General features: G+C 48.6%; 27 protein-coding genes. 12 read left to right on the top strand and 15 right to left on the bottom strand.

Annotation, left to right across the window (positions count from 1 at the left end; translation table 11 throughout):
* Positions 1–2: 2 nt before the first annotated feature.
* Genes nagZ through sohB form a run of 3 tightly spaced genes read right to left on the bottom strand, consistent with a single transcriptional unit; the run spans position 3 to position 2557 of the window.
* A complete protein-coding gene (gene nagZ, locus XMD564_RS02950; protein ID WP_173507767.1) occupies positions 3–1004 on the bottom strand; it encodes a beta-N-acetylhexosaminidase in 1002 nt (333 codons plus the stop codon).
* A gap of 12 nt (positions 1005–1016) precedes the next feature.
* Positions 1017–1493: a L,D-transpeptidase gene (locus tag XMD564_RS02945; protein WP_173498103.1), complete on the bottom strand. Its 477-nt coding sequence runs from the start codon at positions 1491–1493 to the stop codon at positions 1017–1019.
* Positions 1493–2557, bottom strand: a complete 1065-nt coding sequence (gene sohB / locus XMD564_RS02940; protein WP_173506799.1) for a protease SohB — start codon at positions 2555–2557, stop codon at positions 1493–1495. Before sohB ends, XMD564_RS02945 begins: the two co-directional genes overlap by 1 nt.
* A gap of 76 nt (positions 2558–2633) precedes the next feature.
* Here sohB and XMD564_RS02935 point away from each other — a divergent pair, with 76 nt between their 5' ends.
* Positions 2634–2957 carry an SCP2 sterol-binding domain-containing protein gene (locus tag XMD564_RS02935; RefSeq protein ID WP_173495414.1) on the top strand — a complete coding sequence of 108 codons (324 nt, stop codon included), beginning with the start codon at positions 2634–2636 and terminating at the stop codon, positions 2955–2957.
* A 20-nt stretch (positions 2958–2977) separates the two neighbouring features.
* Here the strand turns inward: XMD564_RS02935 and nudC are convergent, their stop codons facing one another.
* Positions 2978–3733 carry an NAD(+) diphosphatase gene (nudC, locus tag XMD564_RS02930; RefSeq protein WP_173507766.1) on the bottom strand — a complete coding sequence of 252 codons (756 nt, stop codon included), beginning with the start codon at positions 3731–3733 and terminating at the stop codon, positions 2978–2980.
* A gap of 148 nt (positions 3734–3881) precedes the next feature.
* On the opposite strand from nudC, the gene nhaB reads away from it, so the two are divergent.
* Entirely contained in the window at positions 3882–5384 is a 1503-nt protein-coding gene (gene nhaB, locus XMD564_RS02925; RefSeq protein ID WP_173481532.1) for a sodium/proton antiporter NhaB, read from the top strand.
* Between the two features lie 143 nt (positions 5385–5527).
* Positions 5528–6394 carry a prephenate dehydratase gene (locus XMD564_RS02920; protein WP_173481533.1) on the top strand — a complete coding sequence of 289 codons (867 nt, stop codon included), beginning with the start codon at positions 5528–5530 and terminating at the stop codon, positions 6392–6394.
* A 684-nt stretch (positions 6395–7078) separates the two neighbouring features.
* Here XMD564_RS02920 and XMD564_RS02915 read toward each other — a convergent pair.
* Positions 7079–7546: a hypothetical protein gene (locus XMD564_RS02915; protein ID WP_173489119.1), complete on the bottom strand. Its 468-nt coding sequence runs from the start codon at positions 7544–7546 to the stop codon at positions 7079–7081.
* A 5-nt stretch (positions 7547–7551) separates the two neighbouring features.
* A complete protein-coding gene (gene gcvA, locus XMD564_RS02910; RefSeq protein WP_173481535.1) occupies positions 7552–8463 on the bottom strand; it encodes a transcriptional regulator GcvA in 912 nt (303 codons plus the stop codon).
* 122 nt (positions 8464–8585) lie between these two features.
* Here gcvA and XMD564_RS02905 point away from each other — a divergent pair, with 122 nt between their 5' ends.
* On the top strand, positions 8586–8765 hold the full coding sequence (locus XMD564_RS02905) for an RSP_7527 family protein (protein ID WP_173481536.1): 180 nt from the start codon (positions 8586–8588) through the stop codon (positions 8763–8765).
* Positions 8766–8794: 29 nt separating this feature from the next.
* Here XMD564_RS02905 and tcdA read toward each other — a convergent pair whose 3' ends face one another.
* From tcdA to XMD564_RS02875, 6 genes are read right to left on the bottom strand one after another with little or no spacing between them, the layout of a single operon-like run.
* Complete coding sequence (tcdA, locus tag XMD564_RS02900; protein ID WP_173507765.1) at positions 8795–9610, bottom strand: tRNA cyclic N6-threonylcarbamoyladenosine(37) synthase TcdA; 816 nt, start codon at positions 9608–9610, stop codon at positions 8795–8797.
* Positions 9600–9815: a hypothetical protein gene (locus XMD564_RS02895; RefSeq protein WP_173507764.1), complete on the bottom strand. Its 216-nt coding sequence runs from the start codon at positions 9813–9815 to the stop codon at positions 9600–9602. The genes tcdA and XMD564_RS02895 overlap by 11 nt, the downstream gene beginning before the upstream one ends.
* Positions 9816–9828: 13 nt before the next feature.
* Positions 9829–10512, bottom strand: a complete 684-nt coding sequence (locus tag XMD564_RS02890) for a TIGR01621 family pseudouridine synthase (protein ID WP_173507763.1) — start codon at positions 10510–10512, stop codon at positions 9829–9831.
* A complete protein-coding gene (gene hda, locus XMD564_RS02885) occupies positions 10509–11237 on the bottom strand; it encodes a DnaA regulatory inactivator Hda (protein ID WP_173507762.1) in 729 nt (242 codons plus the stop codon). The genes XMD564_RS02890 and hda overlap by 4 nt, the downstream gene beginning before the upstream one ends.
* Complete coding sequence (locus XMD564_RS02880; protein ID WP_173507761.1) at positions 11237–12310, bottom strand: AI-2E family transporter; 1074 nt, start codon at positions 12308–12310, stop codon at positions 11237–11239. The genes hda and XMD564_RS02880 overlap by 1 nt, the downstream gene beginning before the upstream one ends.
* Entirely contained in the window at positions 12310–13323 is a 1014-nt protein-coding gene (locus XMD564_RS02875) for a hypothetical protein (RefSeq protein ID WP_173507760.1), read from the bottom strand. Before XMD564_RS02875 ends, XMD564_RS02880 begins: the two co-directional genes overlap by 1 nt.
* A 127-nt stretch (positions 13324–13450) precedes the next feature.
* Between XMD564_RS02875 and purM the strand changes: the two genes are divergently transcribed.
* The 8 genes from purM to XMD564_RS02835 all read left to right on the top strand — a co-directional run bounded on the left by purM (position 13451) and on the right by XMD564_RS02835 (position 20879).
* On the top strand, positions 13451–14509 hold the full coding sequence (gene purM, locus XMD564_RS02870) for a phosphoribosylformylglycinamidine cyclo-ligase (RefSeq protein ID WP_173481543.1): 1059 nt from the start codon (positions 13451–13453) through the stop codon (positions 14507–14509).
* Positions 14510–14511: 2 nt separating this feature from the next.
* Positions 14512–15150 carry a phosphoribosylglycinamide formyltransferase gene (purN, locus tag XMD564_RS02865; RefSeq protein WP_173507759.1) on the top strand — a complete coding sequence of 213 codons (639 nt, stop codon included), beginning with the start codon at positions 14512–14514 and terminating at the stop codon, positions 15148–15150.
* Between the two features lie 18 nt (positions 15151–15168).
* The gene (locus tag XMD564_RS02860) at positions 15169–15855 is read left to right on the top strand and encodes a DUF3108 domain-containing protein (RefSeq protein ID WP_173481545.1); all 687 of its coding nucleotides are present in this window, start codon (positions 15169–15171) and stop codon (positions 15853–15855) included.
* Entirely contained in the window at positions 15848–16084 is a 237-nt protein-coding gene (locus XMD564_RS02855) for a YfcL family protein (protein ID WP_173481546.1), read from the top strand. Before XMD564_RS02860 ends, XMD564_RS02855 begins: the two co-directional genes overlap by 8 nt.
* A 158-nt stretch (positions 16085–16242) precedes the next feature.
* A complete protein-coding gene (locus tag XMD564_RS02850) occupies positions 16243–17106 on the top strand; it encodes an MBL fold metallo-hydrolase (RefSeq protein ID WP_173481547.1) in 864 nt (287 codons plus the stop codon).
* 15 nt (positions 17107–17121) lie between these two features.
* Entirely contained in the window at positions 17122–17544 is a 423-nt protein-coding gene (locus XMD564_RS02845; RefSeq protein ID WP_173481548.1) for a TIGR01244 family sulfur transferase, read from the top strand.
* Positions 17545–17567: 23 nt separating this feature from the next.
* Positions 17568–19325, top strand: coding sequence for a sulfate permease (locus XMD564_RS02840; RefSeq protein ID WP_173481655.1), 1758 nt, complete (start codon positions 17568–17570; stop codon positions 19323–19325).
* A gap of 96 nt (positions 19326–19421) precedes the next feature.
* Positions 19422–20879 carry a deoxyribodipyrimidine photo-lyase gene (locus tag XMD564_RS02835; RefSeq protein ID WP_173507758.1) on the top strand — a complete coding sequence of 486 codons (1458 nt, stop codon included), beginning with the start codon at positions 19422–19424 and terminating at the stop codon, positions 20877–20879.
* Positions 20880–21022: 143 nt separating this feature from the next.
* Here the strand turns inward: XMD564_RS02835 and XMD564_RS02830 are convergent, their stop codons facing one another.
* The 3 genes from XMD564_RS02830 to XMD564_RS02820 are packed head-to-tail and all read right to left on the bottom strand — an operon-like array spanning position 21023 to position 23761.
* The gene (locus tag XMD564_RS02830; protein ID WP_173507757.1) at positions 21023–21781 is read right to left on the bottom strand and encodes a CLCA_X family protein; all 759 of its coding nucleotides are present in this window, start codon (positions 21779–21781) and stop codon (positions 21023–21025) included.
* 5 nt (positions 21782–21786) lie between these two features.
* Positions 21787–22728: a PDR/VanB family oxidoreductase gene (locus XMD564_RS02825; protein ID WP_173507756.1), complete on the bottom strand. Its 942-nt coding sequence runs from the start codon at positions 22726–22728 to the stop codon at positions 21787–21789.
* Positions 22721–23761: an aromatic ring-hydroxylating dioxygenase subunit alpha gene (locus XMD564_RS02820; protein ID WP_173507755.1), complete on the bottom strand. Its 1041-nt coding sequence runs from the start codon at positions 23759–23761 to the stop codon at positions 22721–22723. Before XMD564_RS02820 ends, XMD564_RS02825 begins: the two co-directional genes overlap by 8 nt.
* Between the last annotated feature and the right edge of the window lie 67 nt (positions 23762–23828).

The raw sequence follows: 23828 nt of genomic DNA, 5'->3' as shown, positions 1-23828 counted from the left end.
AGTTAGACCAACTCTTTCGCCATCGTTCTTACGCGAGCCAAGCGTTCAGAATCACTCGGGCGCTTAGGTCTAGCACGCATTCTTACAATTCGATCAGAGCCACTGTGGCTAATGCTGTTTAGATGCTGCAGTACCTCCTGAGCACGCTCGGGGGCGTTGCAGACAAGCACCATGTCACAACCGGCTGCCAGCGCGGCATCGGCTCTATCAGAATAACTGCCAGTCTCTGCTGCACCCTCCATAGAGAGATCATCACTGAAGATCACGCCATCAAAACTTAATCGCTCACGCAGTTGGCGTTGCAACCAAAACTCTGAGAATCCAGCTGGCTGTGAGCAGACACTGGTGTATTTAATATGGGCCGGCATAACGGCATCCAAGCCGCGTTTAATCAACTTGGCAAAGGGCTGTAGGTCTTGAGCATCAATTTCAGCAAAACTGCGTTGATCTTCTGGAAGACCTAAATGTGAATCCACCTCCACCCAACCATGCCCTGGAAAGTGCTTACCCGTGGTCGCCATGCCCGCTTCATGCATGCCTGACATGAAGGCTCCCGCCAGTGCTTCAACCTGTTCGCTATCGCTGCCAAACGAACGGTCGCCGATCACCTCTGAGTGGCCGTAATCGAGATCTAACACAGGGGCGAATGAGATATCGATGTCATAGTCGCGCAACTCTGTCGCCATCAACCAGCCAAACTCATGAGCCCAAGCGACCGCTTTGCTAGGGTTCTCTTGCCAAGCTTCACTGAATACTCGCATTGGTGGCAGTCGGGTGAAGCCCTCTTTAAATCGCTGCACACGACCACCCTCTTGGTCGACCGCCACTAACAGGTCAGGACGGACCTGACGGATCGACGTCATAAGTTGTCGAAGTTGTGCAGGGTTTTGGTAGTTACGAGCAAAGAGAATCAACCCTCCCACTTGGGGAGACTTGAGAGTCTCAACCTCAGCGGGCGTTAACTCAGTCCCAGCAATATCCAGCATTAGGGCGCCACTGCTCATTACTCTCTCCAATTAAGCCGTAATATTTACGATCATGTTGTTGTTGACCTGATCAAACAGCTCAATCAGATTCTGGTTTCTCATTCGGATGCAGCCGTGTGATTTAGGCACCCCCATCGGCTCAGTATCAGGTGTGCCATGGATGTATATGAAACGACTTAGTGTATCGACCTGACCACCACGATTGAAGCCGTACTCCATACCCTGTAGCCAGATGATTCGTGTCAAAATCCAATCTCGTTCTGGGTACTGCTTGGCTAGCGTTTCTGAATAGATTTCACCGGTTGATCGACGACCAACAAAGACACTGTTGGTCGGTGCAGATTCGCCAATTTTAAGCTTTACTTTGTGCTGCCCAAGCGGTGTACAGCCTGACCCTTTAATATTCCCCGGCCCGTTTAAAGCCGTTGAGACGCTCCAACTCTGCTCACCCGAATCGGTCAGTAACCTTAAGGTTTGATCAGCAATGGAGATCTCAATACGACTCATCAGCGCGCCCAGAAACGGCTCTGTGTCAGGCTTGACCAAGCTCTACCAGCAACGCCTGTAATGGCCGAGACACCAAAGTGTTCGAGGCGCTCTTGTAAGCTCTGCTTCACCTGATAGCTCACTTTGTAGATATCAGCGTCATCGGCGGCATTAACCAGATAGTCATCACTGGTCTCTATCTGATCAATAAGACCATTGGCAATGGCGCGACGACCAAACCAGACTTCACCCGTCGCCACTTTCTCAATGTCTAAATCCGAGCGGTAGTCAGCGACAAACTCTTTGAAAAGAGCGTGCGTATCCTCTAGCTCCTCAACAAACTTTTCACGACCTTTATCAGTGTTCTCACCAAACATCGTTAGAGTTCGCTTGTAATCACCGGCCGTTAAGACTTCGTAATCGATGTCATTCTTCTTAAGAAGGCGATGAAAATTGGGGATCTGTGCAACCACACCAATGGAACCGATCAGTGCAAAGGGAGCTGCGACAATTTTATTGGCGATACATGCCATCATATAACCACCGCTGGCAGCCACTTTATCGACACACACCGTCAGTGGAATCTGCTTACGACGAATGCGCTCTAGTTGTGATGCAGCCAAGCCATAGCCATGCACCAATCCACCAGGGCTCTCTAGACGAACAACCACTTCGTCGACCTCTCTTGCCAACGTCAGAACCGCTGTGATCTCTTGGCGCATCTTGTCGACTTCAGAGGCTTGGATGTCGCCATCGAAGTCGATGACATAGATTCGTTTGCGATCCTCTTCTGCTTGAGCATCGGACTTGGCCGCCTTTTTACGGGCTTTAGCCTCCTCTTTATCCTGCTTCTTTTGCGCTTTATGCATCTGTTTGAGGCGATGCTCATCCAATATATGGTCTTCTAACGTCTCTTTTAGCTCGGTGAAGTGATCATTAAGCGACTCGACTTCAATCTCTCCGTCGTTAGGCTTACGACGTTTTTGAGCCGCCGCTGCAATCATCGCAAGCACCAGCCCAATCGCAACCACCCAAGTGACCGTTTTAGCTAAGAAAAGACCATATTCAGAAAAAAACTCGACCACTGATTACCTCGTAAGAAAGTCGATTAACAGAGAGGGGTAGGTTAACATAGCCACTTCTAATGAGCGCTAGGTTTTTATGTCTTCAAATGTCACCCTCACGCAGGTTTTCAACAAGCTGCAAGATCGATTCAATTCTGACAACGCCAAAGGTCTAAATAAGACGTTTCAGTTCTCGTTGAATGATGCAGATTCATTCTACCTAACGATCGAGGATTCTAAGTTAGATGCCAACTGGGGTGAGCACTCCGACCCAAACATCACCATGATTATGGATGAAGCGACCTTCATTGGCGTTATTCAGGGTGAGATCGATGGCATGAGTGCTTTTATGAAAGGTCTGCTGCGCGCCGAGGGCGATGTCATGCTCGCCACCAAACTGGGCAAACTCTTTAGGCACTGATACCCAGCTATAGCTGCAAATCAACTTTGACGTGCAACCCAGTCGTCGATCAACGCTCTAGAAATAGCGAATTTGGGTGGCAGCACCACTTTATGTAGCTCTTCCTTGGTAAACCAACGCCCTTCTAATATCTCACGACCATCAGGTTTAATGTCGCCACCGGCATACTGCGCAAAAAACGCCAACATCAGCGAGTCAGGAAATGGCCACTGCTGGCTTTTGAAGTAACGAATGTCGCTGATTTCAACACCTACCTCCTCTTTGACCTCTCGTGCTACCGCCTGCTCAGCCGTCTCACCGGCATCAATAAATCCAGCTAAAGTACTGAATCGATTGGGTGTAAACTTAGCGTTATGGGCCAACAAGATTCGATCGCCATCCTCAACGAGAGTGATGATACAGGGAGAGAGTCTCGGGTAAGCGTGATGCCCACAGTCAGTACATTTCAGGACCATCTCCGTCAAACCGAACGCCATACCCCCACCACAGCGACCACAAAACTGATGATTCACTCGCCAATTCAATAACTGCTGAGCTCTGGAGAGCAACTGATACTGGAATGGATCAGACCGTTCAAGTTCAGCTCGAAGATCCACCACTTTGGCACTGCCAGGTACCTCAGACATTCTGACCAACTCATAGCCCGGTAACACAGGGTAACGTTCGATCTCATACTCGCTGTCAAAGGATAGGGAGAGATCAATACGATCCAACACAACCCCTAGTTCTGGGTCAGCCAAGATCAGACGATTTTGATGGGCAATTAAGTATTTCAAGAAGACTCCCTAAAAACGGCAATGCTTATTTGTAATAGTTATATAAAACTAAAGTATTAAAACCGCAGTTTCCAAACTAAAGGAATAACCTTATAATCTTTGCGCTTTTTTGCTTTTGGGCAAATTAAAATAACTGTAAGGACCCTACATGAATCAATCAACCATGTCGGCAATTACCCGAAACTTTTTGGGCAACTCGCCAATTTGGTACAAGCAAGCAATCCTTTTCTTCCTTGTAGCCAACCCTATCCTACTTTTAACAGCTGGCCCTGTCGTAACAGGCTGGTTGCTAATTTTCGAATTCATTTTCACACTGGCGATGGCGCTTAAATGTTACCCACTTCAGCCGGGTGGTTTGATTGCGATTGAAGCGGTCGTGATCGGCTTAACCGATCCACATAACGTATACCACGAGATCAACGCCAACTTAGAAGTCATCCTTCTGTTGATGTTCATGGTTGCTGGTATCTACTTCATGAAGGACCTCCTGCTGTGGGTCTTCACTAAGATACTGGTTAAAGTTCGCTCTAAGACAACGATCTCTCTACTTTTCTCTATCTCTGCAGCCTTCCTATCGGCCTTCCTAGACGCGTTGACGGTGACTGCTGTATTGATCAGTGTTGGTGTCGGTTTCTACTCGGTCTACCACAAGGTCGCTTCGGGCAAAAATAACGACTCGGCACACGACCATACGTCTGACCATGACGTTCATGAAGAGCGTCGCCAAGACCTAGAAAACTTCCGTGGTTTCTTAAGAAGTCTCTTGATGCACGGTGCTGTGGGTACAGCACTAGGCGGCGTCTGTACGCTAGTCGGTGAGCCACAAAACCTGTTGATTGCCCAGAAAGCGGAGTGGACCTTTATTGAGTTCTTCGTACGCATGGCACCGATCACTATGCCTGTACTGGCGGTTGGCCTTCTAACCGTTGTAGTACTAGAGAAGACCGGCACCTTCGGTTACGGCGCTAAATTGCCTGAGAACGTTCGCCAAATTCTGGTTGATTACGATAAAGATCAATCGGCTAAGATGACCAAGAAACAACGCGTTAGCCTAATCGTTCAGGCTGCAGTGGCAGTATTCCTAGTCATTGGTCTAGCCTTCCACTTGGCCCCAGTGGGCATGATCGGTTTGACCGTAATCATTCTATTGACCGCCTTTAACGGCATCACAGAAGAGCATCAGATCGGTAAAGCCTTTGAAGAGGCACTCCCTTTCACCGCTCTGCTGGTTGTCTTCTTTACAGTGGTATCAGTGATTCACGATCAGCACCTGTTCCAGCCGATCATTCACATGGCACTTTCACTAGAGCCAAGTCAACAGCCGTCTGTCTTCTTCATTGCAAACGGTGTGCTATCGGCAATCTCGGATAACGTATTTGTTGCGACGGTCTACATTAATGAGATTCTAGCGGCATTGAACGCAGGTGATATCACTCGTGAACAGTTTGACCACCTAGCAGTTGCTGTAAATACCGGTACTAATATCCCATCGGTAGCGACTCCGAACGGTCAAGCAGCGTTCCTATTCCTGCTAACCTCTGCGATTGCTCCGTTGATTCGCCTCTCGTACGGTACGATGGTGTGGATGGCACTGCCTTACACGATTACGATGTCGGTAACCGGTCTGCTTGCAGTCATATATGCACTCTAAAATCTGACTTGAATAAAAGCCTGCCCTGCTCACGCTCGGCAGGTTTTTTTATCTTTAAAACTTCCCTCAGTCCTCTGAAGGCTATTGGCCGAGTAAAGAGATGTGCAATAATATCGCTTTAATTCTCTCATTAAGCAGTTGATATGACAGACCTACCCGCAAAAATCGCTTATCAGGGTGTTCCTGGTGCCTACTCTCACCTCTCTTGTACCCGTGTCCACCCAGAATTGGAGGCACACGCATGTGAGAGCTTTGCTGATGCAATGTTTATGGTTGAACGTGGTGAAGCGCGTTTAGCGATGATCCCACTTGAGAACAGCACTGCCGGTCGTGTCGAAGAGATCTACCGCTTAATGCCTAAGACTCAACTGCACATCATTGCTGAACACTTTGAGCCGGTTAATCACTGCCTACTCGCTATTCCGGGCACTAAAGTTGAGCAGCTAAAACGTGTTTGGTCACACCCCCAGGCGCTGGCACAGTGTGATGGCAACATTCGAGCACTAGGACTTGAACCTATCGCGGCACTTGACACGGCAGGCTCTGCGTCGGATCTTTCAGAGAATCCAGATCCAGAGCTAGGCGCTATCGCCTCTTCACTTGCTGCAGAACTCTATGGTTTAGATATCGTCAAAGAGGGGTTTAGAGACGTCGAAGGTAATACCACGCGCTTCTTAATTCTGGCACGTGACAGTAAGGTGCCGGAATACGATGCTGACAAAGAGTTCATGACCTCGATCCTGTTCACCGCTCGAAATATCCCAGCCTCGCTGTATAAAGCATTGGGTGGTTTTGCCACTAATGGCCTGAACATTCTTAAGCTAGAAAGTTACATGGCTTCGGATACGATGCAGGTCACCAGCTTCCACCTAGATGTAGCCTCGCACCCTCAAGAGCCAGCCATGCAGCTAGCCCTACAAGAGCTTCATTTCTTTGCTAAAGAGGTTCGCGTCATGGGCACCTATGCCGCACACCCATTCAGAAAGAGCAATCTAATTATCGAAGAGTAGCCTTATTCCGCACCGCAGCATACAGGATTGAGTCTTATAAATAAGTTGACTTAAAAATCAGCTTTTACATATTGTGCACCGCACAAATAAGACTTATATTTAATCCATGCCTAATGGATTAGGTAACGAACAAATCCCTTGTGTTCGTTTTCTTCATTTTTCATCGATTGAAGATTCCTTTTTAGCCCCGCAGTGCGGGGCTTTTTTATGGCATAAATGTTTAAAGCGAATACCCAGCCTAAAGGCTGGCCATTGGCACTTTTTGGTCAGCAAAAAGTACCCAAAAACTGACCACGCTCACTCGGCCTGCGGCACGCTCCGTTCAATGATTTTTCACTGAAGTCCAATAGGACACTGCAAAGTCGGCTCCTGCCTCCGTTGCAGACTTCGGCCATCCGGGCCTCAGCCGATTGAACTCTTAACCGTGAAAAACCATCGTACTCACTCTCGATCGGACGTGGACAAATCGGCACGAGATTCGAGTTCGGCACTGTTGGAGCGGTCTTGAAAAGGCCGCGATTGGTACTAATTATAACTTTGCTAGTAGCACCGGTGTCTGGCTTTAGCCTGACATCCACTCTCTCAACGTCTTCCAGAAAGGTAGTAAAGCCTACTAGCGGATGACAGGCTGAAGGCCTGTCACCGAAAAGATCGCCACATCTTCGATATGGCTCCACCAAAAAATCACTCTGCCTCAAAAAAGAAATCGACGGGATAACTCTCGCCATCCTGTTCGGTAATGATCAAGCGAGCCTTCCAGACCATTAACCCCGTCGTGCAGACTGAAAGCTCGGTGACTCCCGACCAACTCTCACCATTGAATTTAATCGGTGTCTGGTTGATACCCATATACTCCGTAGTCCCTTGCAGATCGAGCCAAGCACTCTCGGGTTGTTGCCCATCGACTGTAAAGCTGAATGTCAGAGGTACCAGCGATTTAGCCGGTTTGGGATTCATGCTGAGGCTCAGCACCCTGCTCTCCTCGCTATCGGACGGGAGTTCAATTAGGCAGGTCTCCAAATTAACATCGCAATCCGTTGTTATGGGATCTCGCTCTAAAAAGCCATTTAACACCGATTGCAAAAGATAGACACTGACGCCCAGCGGCAGAATGATTAACAACGCCGTCAGGAGTGGCTTAATACGCTGCATTGAAACTAGTTTCCAACGTTAGCGGCATCGATATCCGCTTGCATCTCTTCCAGAATCCAGTCACGAAAAGCCATCATTGCAGGCGTTAGTCCATGATTCTTGCGGTAGACCAGATAGAAAGCGTTATGGCTATCCAAACTGATATCAAAGGGCGCGATTAAGCGACCACTCTCTAGCTCTCTGCCCAACAGAGCAGTATCTGCCAGTGCTATACCGATCCCTTCTGATGCCGCCGATACCGCCAACGAGGTGCTGGAGAAGGAGATGGTTTTGTTTATCTCAGTGATGGAGATCCCCTGTTCTTGGAGCAGCTTTGTCCACTCATGACTACGACCTGAGACATTAATCAAAGTGTGGTTTAGCATGTCTTTGGGTGTGTTGAGTGGATCTTTACCCTCAAGGAGTTTGGGACTCATGACGGGTGTCAGAAAGATATTACGCATCATATGCGACTCGATGCCTTTCCAATGGCCAGTACCATAATAGACAGCCATATCAGTCTCGGAGTTATCAAAGTCGATGTACTCAATCGAAGATTCAACTCGAAGCTCAACTTCAGGAAAGCGCTCTTGAAAACGCGTGATGCGTGGTACCAACCAACGTGTTAAGAAGGCTGGCGCGATGCTCACCTTCACCACGTTGGTATTAGGCGCTGCAACCAATCTGCGTGTCGCCTGCTCCAGTTCGTCTAAGGCTATCTGCACCGAGGGTAAATAACGCTCCCCTGCAGCCGTCAACGAAATGGTTCGCTTCTCACGTTTAAAAAGCTCAACACCTAAAAACTCTTCAAGTGACTTCAACTGATGGCTAACCGCCGATGGCGTGACACAAAGCTCTTCACTGGCGCGGTTAAAGCTACCATGGCGGGCAGCAGCATCGAACACACGAAGAGCATTAAGTGGTGGTAAGCGTCGCATAGAAGATTCCTGTAAGTGAATTTAACTCAACAATAAATCAAAAAAGGATCGTTTGTCGAGAGGCTTATACACCTTTAGTATGATCACAAATTGAACAGCGAAACGAATTAGAGGAAATGAACATGCCTTACACATACGCAACTGTAGATCTAGAAGCAGCAATCAAAGAAGCTCAAGCACTTCGCAGCCAAGCACTGGCTGAGTTGGTTGACACTACAAGCAAACGTCTAAGCCGTGTTTTTGTTAGCGAACTTCGCACAACTCGTGAATCAGCGCTAGCACGTCTAACTCAGGCTGCTTAAGCCTCCAAAGCATATTGCTCTTTGGCCGGTCAGGCTCTGCTCTGATCGGCCTGTTTTCTCTCTCGGGCGACTCGCTCACTCATCTTGATCAACACTCGGCTTACCGCAACATTTGCGAACGCAGCCGTGACTGAAGTAACTGCCCCTAATCCTCCAGAACAGTCTAAACGCACATCACTCTCACCAAAGTTTTTTGTTGCACAGACAGATCCATCCAACTGTGGATACCTAGCCTGCTCCTGCGAGAAGACACACTCGACACCAAATCGTTTACCGCTTCGACTGAACCCGAAATGACGTTTCAATATTGAACGAACCTTAGCGGCCAGCGCATCGTGCTGAGTTTTACTTAGATCAGCAACTTCAATTTTAAGCGGATCAATCAACCCACCAGCCCCGCCGGTGGTAACGATCGGAATCTTGCGGCGACGGCAGTACGCAATCATTGCCGCTTTAACACCGGCACTATCAATGGCATCGACGACATAATCAATCGGCTCAACCAATAGGTCAGTAAGATTATCTTGCGTCGCAAAACACTCATGCTCGTGAATAATTAAATCGGGATTAATCTCGCGCGCACGATCCGCCATCACCTGAACTTTTGAGGCACCTAAATTTGAGCTAACCGCATGCATCTGGCGATTCGTGTTTGAGACACAAATTTCATCTAGATCAATGAGGCTAAGCTCACCGATACCACTCCGGGCAAGCGCCTCTACCACCCAGGAGCCAACGCCACCTAAACCGACAACGGCAACATGAGTCTTGTGAAACTTTTCGAGTGAATCAGTGCCATAGAGGCGCCCAATACCTGCGAATCGATCAAGGTAATCAGAATTCATCGTCTGTAATCTCAGTCAGAACAACCTCTCCACACATCTGGCACTTCCCTTCCAGAAAGATAATACCATGCAGTTCGTATTCAACAGGGTCACTCATACCCAGATCCACTTTCTGACAATGATCGCACCAGGTATGCAGCATTAGCTCTTCACGATCCTCTTTGCTGCGCAGTGTAAAATCTCTAATGACTCGATCATCACTCATAATTTAAATCTCATTAATTCTGGTTCTTAAGCCAATGTTCTGGCCAATAGTCGCTATTTTCAAGTTGTTTCAGCTTGTCGATAAAGGTGTTTTTGTTAAACCACTCACCTTCTAGAGGGGCTGCCTCTATCTGAAAACTCTCTTTTTGATACTGAAATTCAATACGCCAAGCGTGCAGGTAGGTTCGATCAGCAGGCTGACCATACCGCTGGTCACCGAGTATTGCAGCACCTTCACTTTTCAGGGCGACTCGAATCTGGTGAGTCTTACCGGTTTTAGGTCGACAGACGAAGAGGCGAACACTTGGCTCAACAGAGAGTGTAAAGAAGTCAGTGATTGCCGGGTTAGACTGAGTTTTGAGCAGCTTATAACTTCCATTGCGCGCCGCTACCATATCGCCTTTGATGCGACCCTGCTTTCGTTTCGGCTTGGATTGGCTTAGGGCGAGATAAGTTTTTTGAATGGACTGTTCACTGAACAGCTTTGATAGTTCTGCGGCTGCCTCGGCATGTTTAGCGAACAGAAGCACGCCCGATGTCACCTTATCTAAGCGGTGCACCATCCAAAGTTTTAACCCAAACTGTTGCTCAGCAATAATCTGAAGACCTATCTCCCCAGACTCAGAGTGCATCCCAACACCTATCGGCTTGTAGATAGCCATAAAATCAGGGTGATCAAAAAGACGTTGCAGCGTCACAGCCAACCCAACACCTGTTTAGCAAAGGGGATGGTCAGTTTTCGTTGCGCCTGCAATGAGGCTCGATCCAACTGATCAAGGTATTCATACTGTTTCGAAAGATCTCGCTCACCATGATTCAGTAGATACTGTGCGACCTCAGCAGCCAACACCAAGCCTCTAGCAGCAGCCTCTTGCTGAATCGCTTCCCGCTTCTGCTCATCCGAGAGAGCCTCGAGCTTGAAAGCCAGCCCCCAAGCTAAGCGTGAACGAAGGTCTTGAAGCTCAATTTGGCTGTTTGCGGGGGAATCGTCACCACTGATCAGCAGTGAGTGGCCAATGTCCCGAATGCGATTGAATAGATGAAACAGCGCCTCTTGCCAAGCTGAATCTCCTATTACAGCGCCGACATCATCCAAACAGACCAGCTGAAAATGCTCCAACCCCTCAAGCATCTCTACCGACAATTCATCGGTTTGACTCAGTGGTAGATAGATCGCCGAAATACCAAGAAGCTCCGCCTCATTACAGAGCGCCTGAAGAAGATAACTCTTACCGGTATTCTCACGACCGTATAAATAGACAAAGGACTCTTGAGACTGATTCTCTTGTCTATTAATCAAACCCTTTAACGCTGGTATTAATGCACTCTGTTGGGACTGCACAAAACGAGATAGCTTAGCGTCACTGCGAAGCTGAACACCTAAAGGGAGTTGCTGAGGAGTATTCTGTGATGAGAGAGACATCAGACTGACGGTTCATCCTGATCAACTGCGTGATGGTAAAGCGAACTCTGTTTATAGCCACTGTGAAGATGTGACAATAACACGCGAATAATAGCTGCCACCGGCAGCGCCAACAACACACCAATGAAGCCAAACAGCTGACCACCCGCCATGATTGCAAAAATAACCGCAACCGGATGAAGACCGATCTGATCACCGACGAGTTTCGGGGTCAGAACCATACCTTCCAGCAGTTGGCCGACTATAAAGACCGCCGCCACGCCGATAAGAATGGTCGGATCTTGGAACTGAACATAAGCCGCAACCGAAGAGGATAGAATGCCAATAATCACGCCAAGGTAAGGGACAATGCTCGCCAACCCTGCAATTAATCCCAACAGTAGAGCAAGATCTACCCCGAGAAGTGCCAGACCGATCGCATAGATAACACCCAGCACCAGCATGACCACTAACTGCCCTTTCATGAAAGCACCCAGTACAAAATCACACTCTTTTGCCCAGATAGAGACTTTAGGTTCCAAGTTTCTTGGCAACAACTCAGCGATGTTTGCGACCATCTTGTCCCAATCTCTCAACAGATAGAAAGTGACTACTGGAATCAACACCAGATTGGCTAACCAAGCAGCAATAGCCAATCCAGACTGTGTAATAGAGGAAATTAGAGCGGTCGCGATTGAACCGGTACTCTGCCAGTGTTGAGCCAACACGGCTGTAATTTTAGCCAGATCCGGTTTAGCAATGGACAGACCTAAGTTGGCTTCAATCAGAGGGATCAGCTCGTTGTTAACCAGTTCGATAACCACTGGAATTCGCTGCGCCACAATCTGAATTTGATGTGACAACTGCGGAATCAGCAGAAGTAATGCGCCTACCAGAACAAGTGCTAAGGAGGTAAATACAACAATGACAGACGGGGTTCGGCCCATGCCTTTTGCCTCTAATCGATCAGCAATAGGGTCTGAAATGTAAGCCAATAGAGCACCTGCCACAAAGGGACTTAACACCGGTGCCAATAGATATAGAAGGATTGTGATAACAATTAGAACTGAGAGAATAAACCAACGCTGCTGCATTATTCGATCACTTCTTCAATTGATGGAGTGATTTCTGCCTCAGGCACAAGAGTAGCATCACTATCAGTAGACAAAGGCTCTAATAAGGCTTCAAGGGTTGCTGGCTCTTCCAGCTGAAAGGGTTTGTACTGGTAAGCATCAATACCCGTCTCCTCTAACCAAGATTGCTCAACCAATAGAGCACTCAGTTCGGCAAGCCCGAGATCAGAACCCACCACTAAACGAGTTTCAACGTCGTTCATCTGTGACACATACAAAAATTTAACACCCTCTGTCTCACGTAGTTTACCTGTCACTCGTAACAGTGAGGAGAGATCATCCAGTCCTGTCACGCTGATCTCATGACCACTGTGTTGATAGTTACTGGAAACAATCTCAGAACTCTGTGTGGGTAAAACGGGTGCAGCGGATTCAACAGCAGAGATAACGGGAGCCGCAACCTGATCTACCTGAGCCGTTGGAGCTTCAACCCTTTCCGGTTTAATCGATTCAACTTTTGCGGTGTTAACATTTGGCTGCTCGACTATTTCATCAGCGGTGGAGCGCTCATCAATGGCCGGACCCTCCTCTAAGTCCAGTTGCATTTTTAGCCAACTGACACCCAAGGCAAGCCCATCACTGGTCACGGAAGTGCGAAGATTTTGACCTACGCCCTCTTTAATAAAACGCCAATTGATACCACCCTCGTTCAATTGCACGAGCACTGCCGCACCATTACCGGTGCCAGCTGCACTGCGCTGAAGTGTTTCATCAATGGATTGCCCCTGAACCAGTTGAGGGTAGAACAGTGGCCCGACGCCAAATTCACTGGGCAGTGCGACTGAGATGGATTCAGATCGACCTTTTTCGACCAAGAATTGCACCCAACGAGCACTCTCTTGCTCAGCTTTGACCGGCGATTCGCGCCCATCAACTGGCCACAATAGTAGATCTTTAGCCACCGCACTCACTGAGCAAGTCAGTAGAGCTGAAGCTAGAACTAGAACCTTGATTTTCATTAAATGGCGAGACATCAAAAAACCTAAGAAAAAATCATCGCTAAATTTGCTAAGAACTGTAACACACAATAGCTCAGCGGTGCGCAAACTGATAGAATTCACAACCTATTAAATTCGCTTTCACCCCTGAGGTTAAACACAGATGTCTAGCAATACCAATACCCCTTCAATCAGCTACAAAGATGCTGGAGTCGATATCGATGCAGGTAACGCCCTTGTCGAGAAAATCAAAGGTGTTGCTAAACGCACAGCCCGTCCAGAAGTGATGGGCGGTTTGGGTGGCTTTGGTGCCCTGTGTGAAATCCCAGAGGGTTACCGCCAGCCAGTTCTAGTCTCGGGCACCGACGGTGTCGGCACAAAACTGAAGTTGGCCATGGATCTTGGCCGTCATGACACCATCGGTATCGACTTGGTGGCTATGTGTGTTAATGACCTAGTCGTTGCTGGTGCAGAGCCTCTATTCTTCCTTGACTACTACGCAACAGGCAAACTGAATGTCGATATGGCAGCAGACGTTGTATCCGGTATTGGTAAAGGGTGTGAACTGGCCGGTGCCGCACTGGTTGGTGGTGAAACAGCCGAAATGCCAGGCATGTACGAAGGCGACGATTACGATCTAGCCGGCTTCTGTACTGGCGTTGTCGAGAAATCAGAGATCATTGATGGTACTAAAGTACAAGCTGGTGACGCTCTAATCGCACTGGGTTCATCGGGTCCCCACTCAAACGGTTACTCACTGATTCGTAAAATTCTTGAAGTGTCTAACGCTGACCTAAACCAACCAATGGGTAAGGGTACGCTCGCAGATGCACTGATGGAACCTACTCGCATCTACGTTAAATCGGTTCTTGAGCTGATCTCGAAGGTACAGGTTAACGCTCTGTCTCACATCACCGGCGGTGGCCTTCTAGAGAACATCCCACGCGTACTTCCTGAGAGCGCAAAAGCGGTGATCGATACCAATAGCTGGGAGATTCCAGAAGTATTCCGTTGGATTCAAGCCGGCGGCAACGTTGATCAAACAGAGATGTACCGCACCCTAAACTGTGGCGTTGGCATGGTGATCTGTGTTCCTGGCAGCGAAGCTGATAAGGCCATTGAGATCCTATCAGCCGCTGGCGAAGAGGCTTGGTTGATCGGCTCTATCGCAAACGCTGCCGCGGGCGACGAGCAAGTTGAGCTGGCAGGTATGAGCCACTAACGATGAAGAACATTGTAGTTCTAATCTCAGGGTCGGGATCGAATCTACAAGCCATCATAGATGCTACCGCCAACGACCAGCACTGCCGTGTTGTTGGCGTGCTCTCAAACAGAGAGAGAGCCTATGGTTTAGAGCGCGCTAAAAAAGCCGGTATAGAGACAGCTGTGGTTGATCATACCCATTTCGATTCACGCCTTGCGTTTGATAGTGCACTGATGGAGCAGATCGATGCATGGCAAGCGGACCTCGTGGTATTGGCTGGCTTCATGCGGATCTTGACAGACGAATTTGTTCAGCACTTCAGCGGTCGACTTCTTAACATCCACCCCTCTCTTCTGCCTAAATATAAAGGCACCAACACCCATCAGAGAGCATTGGAGGCTGGCGATACAGAGCATGGCTGTACTGTGCACTTTGTCTCAGAAGAGCTGGACGGCGGAGCTGCCATCATTCAGGCTGCTACCGACATCGAGCAAGGCGACACTGTTGATTCATTGATCCAAAAAGTGCATCAGCTAGAGCATAAAATCTACCCACTTGCAGTCTCTTGGTTTGCCTCTGAACGCATCACTCTAGAGAACAACCGAGTCTTTCTAGACGGATCACCTTTGGGTGAAACAGGCTACCTTTACCGAGTGTAAATGAGGATTAATGGGAAGATGAGAAGTTGGGTAGCACTGTTATCGATACTTCTTATCGGCCCATCCTTTGCTCAACCTACCCCTTTTAAAGCCTCTTACAGTGCCAACATCGATCTTTTAATTGATGTTCCGGTGACTGCGACACGAGAGCTCGTTAAAACCTCCACAGGAACCTGGCGATTTACCAACAGAGCCTCAGCGTTTATGGCCAAGCAGAGCGAAACCAGCGAGCTCAAATTCAGTCATGGTGAGTGGTCACCGCTCTTATACAACTACGAGCGCAGTCTGTTTGGTCGCTCACGCTCTATCTCAGTTGACTTTGATGAGGCTGGAGGCCGAATTACGACACTGGTCAATGGGGACCCCTGGAATCAACCTTGGGAGAGTGCAGTTCAAGATAGGCTCAGTTACCAGCTTCAACTCAGAGAAGATTTAAAGTCAGGGCGGCAACAACTTGACTATAGAATCGCTGATGGTGGGCAGATCAAGAGCTATCAGTTTAATCGGCTTGGCGAGGAGTTACTGAAAACCCCTGCAGGAACTTTTCTATGTGAAAAATTGCAACTGGTTAGGGCCGGCCAACAGCATACGACTCTTATCTGGATGGCAAAAGAGCTCGACTACCTCACCATACGTTTAATCCGAATCGATGCAGACGGCAAAGAGCACCTTCTTAACTTAAAATCCGTGGAATTTTATGATTGATTTAAAGACCCTATCCGATCAACTGTTAGAGCTTGAAACCGTCTCACTGGACAACCCTGATCAGCTGTTTGCGATCTCCTATATCAGGGGGCATATCGATCTACTTCATAGCCAAGATGCAAAACTGAATCTAGCTCAATTGATCACTGAGATTACCGAATCATTCAAGGTCGACAAGATGTCAGCAACCGATCAATCACTTGTTTTAGAGCTGTTGAATTCATTTTAATTCTTAGACTCTACACCTTCGAATAAATCCCCTTTACATCCCCCGTCGTAATTGACAATTCGCAAATTAAGAGTAGGATACTTACCTTAAGCTATAAGCATATAACTAAAGTCTAGACAGACCGTTAATTGCACCTTAAAAGCTAGATGGAGCATCCAATGCAGCCTATCGTTAAAACCTTCTTTGATGAACCCACCTTTACCTTCAGCCACGTTGTTTCAGACTCTGAAACGAAAGAGTGTGCAATTATCGATTCCGTTCTCGATTTCGATTACGCGTCAGGTAAAACTGATCGAGTATCAGCCGATCAAATCATCACCTACATAAAAGAAGAGGGACTGCAGACCAAATGGATTCTTGAAACTCACGTTCATGCCGATCACCTATCTGCAGCACCCTATTTAAAGGATCAACTGGGCGGCACCTTAGCCATTGGTGATCACATCACTGTAGTACAAGATGTTTTCGGCAAAGCGTTTAATGCCGGTACAGAATTCGAACGTGATGGCAGCCAGTTTGATCATCTATTCAAAGATGATGAGTCATTTAATATCGGCTCAATCGCTGCAAAAGCGATCCACACACCCGGACACACCCCTGCTTGTATGAGCTATTTAATCGGTGACGCTCTGTTTGTGGGTGACACCTTATTCATGCCTGACTACGGAACCGCGCGTTGCGATTTTCCTGGGGGCGATGCAACAACCCTCTACCAGTCGATTCAGAAGCTATTCACCCTACCGGATGAGACCCGTGTCTTTATGTGTCATGACTACAAGGCACCTGGTCGTGATGAGTACCAATTTGAAACCACCATCGGTGAAGAGCGTCAGCACAATATTCACGTTAGCGTAGAGCATGATCAGGCTGACTTTATACAAATGCGTGAATCACGTGATGCAACACTTGATATGCCTCGCCTGATTCTGCCATCGGTTCAAGTCAATATGCGTGCTGGTCATCTGCCACCCGCTGAAGAGAACGGTCAGCGCTACCTAAAAATTCCGGTAGACCTTTTCTAATTAAGGAAACATTTCATGGATGTAAGAAAACTCACAGATTCAATCAGCGTGTCACCTCAAGTAGCGATTGAAGATATTAAAGCCATTGCTGAAGCAGGCTTTAAAACCGTTATTTGCAACCGACCAAACGGCGAGAGCGAGGATCAACCCGATCTAGCACTGATTGAAATGGAGTGTCAGAAGCTGGGGTTAACCTACGTCTCTCAGCCCGTTATCTCTGGCAACATCAGCGACCAAGATGTTGAGGCATTTGATCAGTTCTTAGCCTCCGCGCAAACCCCGATCTTCGCTTTTTGTCGCACCGGTACTCGCTGCACCATGCTATGGGGCATGGCAGAAGGGTCAAGACAGGAGGCACAAGCGATTATCGATACCGCCGCTAATGCTGGGTATGACCTTAACGGAATTAAAGCGCGAATCGAGGCACGTCAGAAGTAAAGCAGCGTTTTCTGCTTTTCAGGATTAATACTTTGAAGAACTATTTCCCGATTTTAGACTGGGCAAAATCGTACAATAAACTGTCGCTGACCAATGATCTTATCGCGGCAGTGATTGTAACGATCATGTTGATTCCGCAATCACTGGCCTATGCTCTGCTTGCTGGATTACCGCCAGAGGTGGGGCTATATGCAAGTATATTGCCACTGATCGCTTACGCTATTTTCGGAACCAGCCGTACCTTAGCCGTTGGTCCAGTTGCGGTTGTCTCCCTGATGACCGCGACCGCTTTAGGCAGCCTCGGACTTGCCAACACCACCGATTATATTGCTGCTGCCGGTGCTTTGGCGCTCATTTCGGGCACCCTGCTAATACTGATGGGCTTTTTCAAATTGGGCGCGATGGCCAATCTGCTCAGCCACCCGGTGATATCCGGCTTTATTACCGCCTCTGGACTGATCATCGCCGCCAGTCAGCTAAAACACATTCTTGGCATCAACGCGTCTGGCCACAACCTATATGACATTCTCTCTTCAATCATCATTCACCTAGAAGACACCAACATCCCGACTCTGATTATCGGCGTCTCTGCGACAGCCTTCTTGTTCTGGACCCGTAAGAGCTTAAAGCCACTTCTGCTTAAAACCGGGATGAACTCAAAACTGGCTGATGTCATTGCCAAAGCGGGACCTGTTTTGGCTGTAGCCGCCACAGCCTTTGCGACCTACTACTACCGCCTAGAGCTTGAGGGGGTCAAAGTCGTTGGTATCGTTCCAACAGGACTACCCGAGTTTGCACTGCCACATTTTGATGCAGAACTTTGGCAACAACTGCTCATTTCAGCCATGCTGATCAGTATTGTCGGTTTTGTTGAGTCAGTCTCTGTTGCACAAACACTGGCAGCAAAGCGTCGTCAAAGAATTGATCCCAGCCAAGAGTTGATTGGCCTAGGCGCATCCAACGTAGGTTCAGCGGTATCTGGCGGCTTCCCAGTGACAGGTGGATTCTCTCGCTCCGTTGTCAACTTTGATGCCGGCGCAGAGACACCGGCAGCGGGCGCATTCACAGCAGTGGGTATTGCAGTCGCTACCCTCTTCCTAACACCGCTTCTATTCTTCTTACCCAAAGCGACACTGGCCGCAACCATTATTGTTGCCGTTCTGTCATTGGTCGACCTCGGCGCCCTAAAACGCACTTGGAGCTACTCGAAGCCTGACTTCATGGCAATGCTGGCAACCATACTGCTGACGCTGTTAGTCGGTGTAGAAGCAGGCATCATCGCCGGTGTGACCTTATCGATCGCACTGTTTCTGCAGCGCACGAGTAAGCCACACGATGCGATTGTCGGCCGAATTCCCGGTACAGAGCACTTCCGTAACGTCGATCGTTTTGAGGTGGAGTACGATGAGAAGATCATCACACTGCGTATCGACATGAGCCTCTACTTCGTTAACGCGCGTTATTTAGAAGACCGTGTTTATGACCTGATTGCCCAACAAAAAGGGGTCCAGCACTTTGTTCTGATGTGCCCAGCCGTCAACCTGATTGATGCGTCAGCCCTAGAGTCCCTTGAGGCGATTAACCAGCGACTCAAAGACTTTGGCGTCTGCTTCCACCTGTCAGAGGTAAAAGGCCCGGTAATGGATCAGCTTAAGAAGAGTCATTTCCTAAACGAACTGACTGGCCAAGTATTCCTCAGCCAATACCAAGCCTGGTGCACTCTTCATAACGAGTCCGATACGCGCATGAGCAAATGCGCCAAAGCGGCTTTGACTAACTAAATGGTGACAGGCCTTCAGCCTGTCATCGGCTTTATCATGCGGCAGTGATCCGATTCACCCCCCTCAACCTATACCTCTGCATCAACAGAGGTACCCATGCCAACCCCCATCAACATTGTCTGGTTCAAACGCGATCTTCGCCTGACCGATCACCGACCTCTAAAAGAGGCGATTGAATCAGGCTTACCTCTACTGCTTATCTACATTTTCGAACCTGAGCTCATGGAAGATAGCCACTACAGTGAACGTCACTGGCGGTTTATCTATCAGAGCATCAACGATATCAATCATCAGCTTGCGGCATTTAATTCTGAAATAGTCATGCTCAACGGTGAGCCAACCGAGGTGCTCTCTAAAATACTCTCGATCACGAATGTTCACTCAATCTATAGCCACGAAGAGATCGGCATGGCCAAAACCTTTGCCCGTGATAAACGGGTAAAGAGGTTATGCATGAAGCAGGGCATTCAGTGGAATGAGTCACCCTACGGAGCCGTTATTAGAGGCGCTCGCAGTCGCGATAACTGGCTGGATAATTGGGATGCACGGATCAAAGGTCCACTGCATCAACCGGACCTAAGCCAACTGATCCCTGCTAGGCTTGGTAACTCAAACCCACTACCCTATTTTAAACCTCAACCGGATTGGTTAGAGACTGACTCGCTGATGCAATACGGTGGCCCTAGCGCAGCAGCATCTGTGATAGAGAGCTTTTTCACGGAGCGTGGTCAGCTCTATTCCAAAGCGATCTCTAAACCCTCCGCCTCTCGCAAGCACTGCAGTCGACTGTCCCCCTACCTTGCGTGGGGAAATATCAGCCTAGCTGAGGTTTACCAACAATCCAAACCCTCTTGCGTCAGAAGTCAGTGGGAGAAATCTCTTAGAGCGTTTCGATCTCGTCTGCACTGGCACTGCCACTTCATTCAAAAATTTGAATCTCAGATCGAGATAGAAACCCAACCGATCAATGCCGGCTACAACCAATTTCCGTGGCGAACAGATAAAAAAGTCGAAGAAGATCTAAAGGCGTGGGAGAGTGGTATGACAGGCGTGCCTCTGGTTGATGCCTGCATGCGAGCACTCAATCGTACCGGTTACATCAACTTTAGAATGCGAGCGATGCTTGTAAGCTTTCTATGCCACTACCTAAAGATTGATTGGCGCCTCGGCTCACCTCACTTAGCTCGACAGTTTCTCGATTTTGAACCGGGCATTCACTTCCCACAGTTACAGATGCAAGCAGGTACAACGGGTATTAATACGTTAAGAATCTACAACCCCACCCTTCAGGCCGAGGAGCATGATCCAGAGGGTCACTTCATCGCGAAATGGGTACCTGAACTAGCGGAACTACCCAAAGAGCTCAGACACTCCCCTTGGGCGATGGGTGGACTTGAGAAACAGATGCTGGAGAGTGAGCAGAGCTATCCAGATCCAATTGTCGATCTAAAACATTCAGCTGCTGAAGCCAGAGAGCTGTTTTGGGGTTGGCGGGAACGGCCAGAGGTTCAGATGCATAATCGAGCCATTCTTAGGAGGCATGTGATTGAGTAGCTTGCCGTTGACTCAACAGGGGATGACAGGCTGAAAGCCAGTCACCTTGGTAGTACTGACGTGACTGGCTTTAGCTTGTCACCTAACGGAGCTCCCGTGACTGGCTTTAGCCTGTCATCGGCATAAGCAGCGTCTTCCATAAACTACCTAGAAAGCGCATACCCCAACAACCCAAAGTAATCTTCAAACGCTTTATCAATCGCATAGGCTTCAGACTCGAACGGATAGAGCCCTTTCGTATCTCGCACAATATCCTTAGGATTGATCAACAGGCTGTTCTTTATCTCCGCTCTCGATATCCAAGCCTCAAATGCACGAGCAAACAACTCCTCAGGCAGGCTCCAATAGAGCGATCCTGCTTGCTTATCTAAGACAACGGATCGAGTGACATAGTCACTTGGACTCTGTTTATCGTTGGAAAGGTAGAGCGTCGTGTAGAGCCGGTCTAAGGCATCATTAAGCGGATGCACTTTGTGGGTAAAGTCAGCCAACCATGCGGTCGTTGCGAAACGTGCACCAACATCCTCTTCGAAAGAGGTCTTAGCCAGATAGTGATCTAAAGCGTGCGCCCACTCATGAGCCAAACTGCCAATTCCGGCTTTTTTAGCCAGGGCAAGGGTTCTAGCTGAGGGTTGATAGTGCGCACAGACACCGGGACGTCCACCGGTGCCATAATGGAGTGATAGTTCGCCACGAAGTGACAGCGCAAAATTTGGAAGACCGAGAATCTCTTGCAGATCTAACAGAGCAATAAAGAACTCTTCAGCCCGTATCGCCTGCTCTTCAGCGGTGACCCACCCACCAATGCGCACCGAACGAAAATCGAAGAAATTGCGAATCTCATTAAACCCAGGGTTGTGACCCAGATTTCGGGGAGGGCCTCGTCGCCAAACGCGCTGCATTCGTTCTACAAATCAATCTCGATCACAGGCGTTTTACTGCGTGAACAGCAGACCGTCATTTGTCGATTTGAGGCCTGCTCCTCTTCGCTTTGATACAGATCTCGGTGATCCGGCTCACCGGAAACAACATCAACTAGACAGGTACCACAGACACCCGATTCACAAGAGAGAGGCACAAAGACGCCTGCATTCTCTAGAACTTCAGCAATGGTTTGATCAACCGGTACCAGATACTCATCACCGGTCGATTTCAACTTCACGGTAAAGGGCTGGTCACCCTCTTCCACTTCTAGAACGGTCGCATTGAAATACTCACGATTGATCTGATCTGTGCGCCAGCCAGTCTCTTTGGCGGCCTCTAATAACGCATCAATAAAACGCTGTGGGCCACACACATAGAGCTGCTCATCGGCCTGAGGATTTGCCAACTCAGAAGCCAGATCAAGCCCGCCATCACTAGAGAAAGAGAAACGGCAGGCCTCAGAGAAATCACACTGCTGAAGTTGAGAGTAAAAGGCCGCTCTCTCCGGTGACTTTGCTCGGTAGAGTAGATCAAATTGACTGCCTCGTGCGTTCAGTTCACGCGCCATCGCAAGCATCGGTGTTATACCGATGCCTGCCGCAAATAAACGGTGATTGGACGCTGTTTTCAAGCCAAAGTGATTTTGCGGCTCATCCGCCTCAATGACGTCATCGAATTCAAGCGCAGCAACGGCTTTAGAACCCCCACGTGATTCAGTTTCAATCAACACTGCAAGTTCATAGTACTGAGTTGATGTGCCAGGGTTACAAATTGAGTACTGTCGGCTCAAACCGGTACCTAGGTGTAAATTGATATGTGCTCCTGCAGCTACTTCCGGCAGTGGCTCGCCTGATGCGGATTCCAACGTCAGGCTCACAATCTGATCGGTGAGTGGAGCTTTACTCGCAACCCGCAGCTTAAGCATTGCCCGCCTCCTGTTCTAACTTAATCGCACGCTCAATCATACGGCGCGCCTGAACACCGCCGGCATCAATATCCAATTTAAGCAGGTCACGATCTGGGTAACGATCCAAGTTCTTCTGCTGCGCTTCCAGTACTTCAAGATCTTCAGTAAAGATACCACCCTGCCCTTCACGAATCTTATCGGTCAGCGCTGTATCTTCAGGCTGGAAGTTTCTCGCCATACCCCAGAAGTAGTGCATGGTTGAATCCGTCTCAGGGGTAATAAAATCGACCACCACACTGCTAGCACGTTTCTCAAGCGGTGCATCAATACCGCCGTTACCAGCCAGCGCTACGCCTACGTCAATCATGATGTGACTCGGTGCATTAAAGCGGCAGATCTGCCAACGATCGACGGTCGCATTAGGGTCTAACCCCTGAAACTCCATCGCCATCTGCCAGAACGGTGGCGCTTTTACCTCTGGCATAAAGCGCTCAGTAATGACCTGATCACCCTCCATACGCGTTTTCACCGGTGCTTCATCGATCTCTTTCTGACCGATGCTGGTCGAGTGAACGTAGGTCTCGTGAGTAAGATCCATCAGGTTATCAATCATCAAACGGTAGTCACACTTGATGTGGAACAGGCCTCCACCATAAGCCCAACCTTCATTCTCAGCCCAATGGAACTTAGGCAATTTAGACTCATCCGCTTGGGCTTTATCACCCGGCCACACCCAGATAAACCCGTACTTCTCCATCACTGGGAACGAGCGCGTGCAAGGGAATCGATCAGTACGCTGTTTAGGCATCGAGATCGTCTGACCATCTGGCCCCATACGCAGACCATGGTAGCCACAGACCAATTCACCCTCTTCTACATATCCCAACGACATGGCCGCACCACGGTGAGGACAAAAGTCTTCAATACAGGCGATGGCATCACCTTTACCACGGTACATAACCAAGTTGTGGTTACAGATGGTGCGACCGAGTGGTTTATCGGTCACTTCAGATGACATAGCCGCGACGTACCAGGCGTTTTGAATATGCATGACGCACTCCTTTTAATTTTATGAAGTCAGTATCTCAATTGGCTTAAGAACTCCCAACTCAAAAAAA

Origin of the sequence: Marinobacterium sp. xm-d-564, from assembly GCF_013283345.1 — a bacterium.
In the GTDB taxonomy this organism is placed as follows: Bacteria; Pseudomonadota; Gammaproteobacteria; order Pseudomonadales; family Balneatricaceae; genus Marinobacterium_E.
Note: the sequence above shows the minus strand (reverse complement) of the source record. Positions and strands in the feature narration are given on the sequence as shown.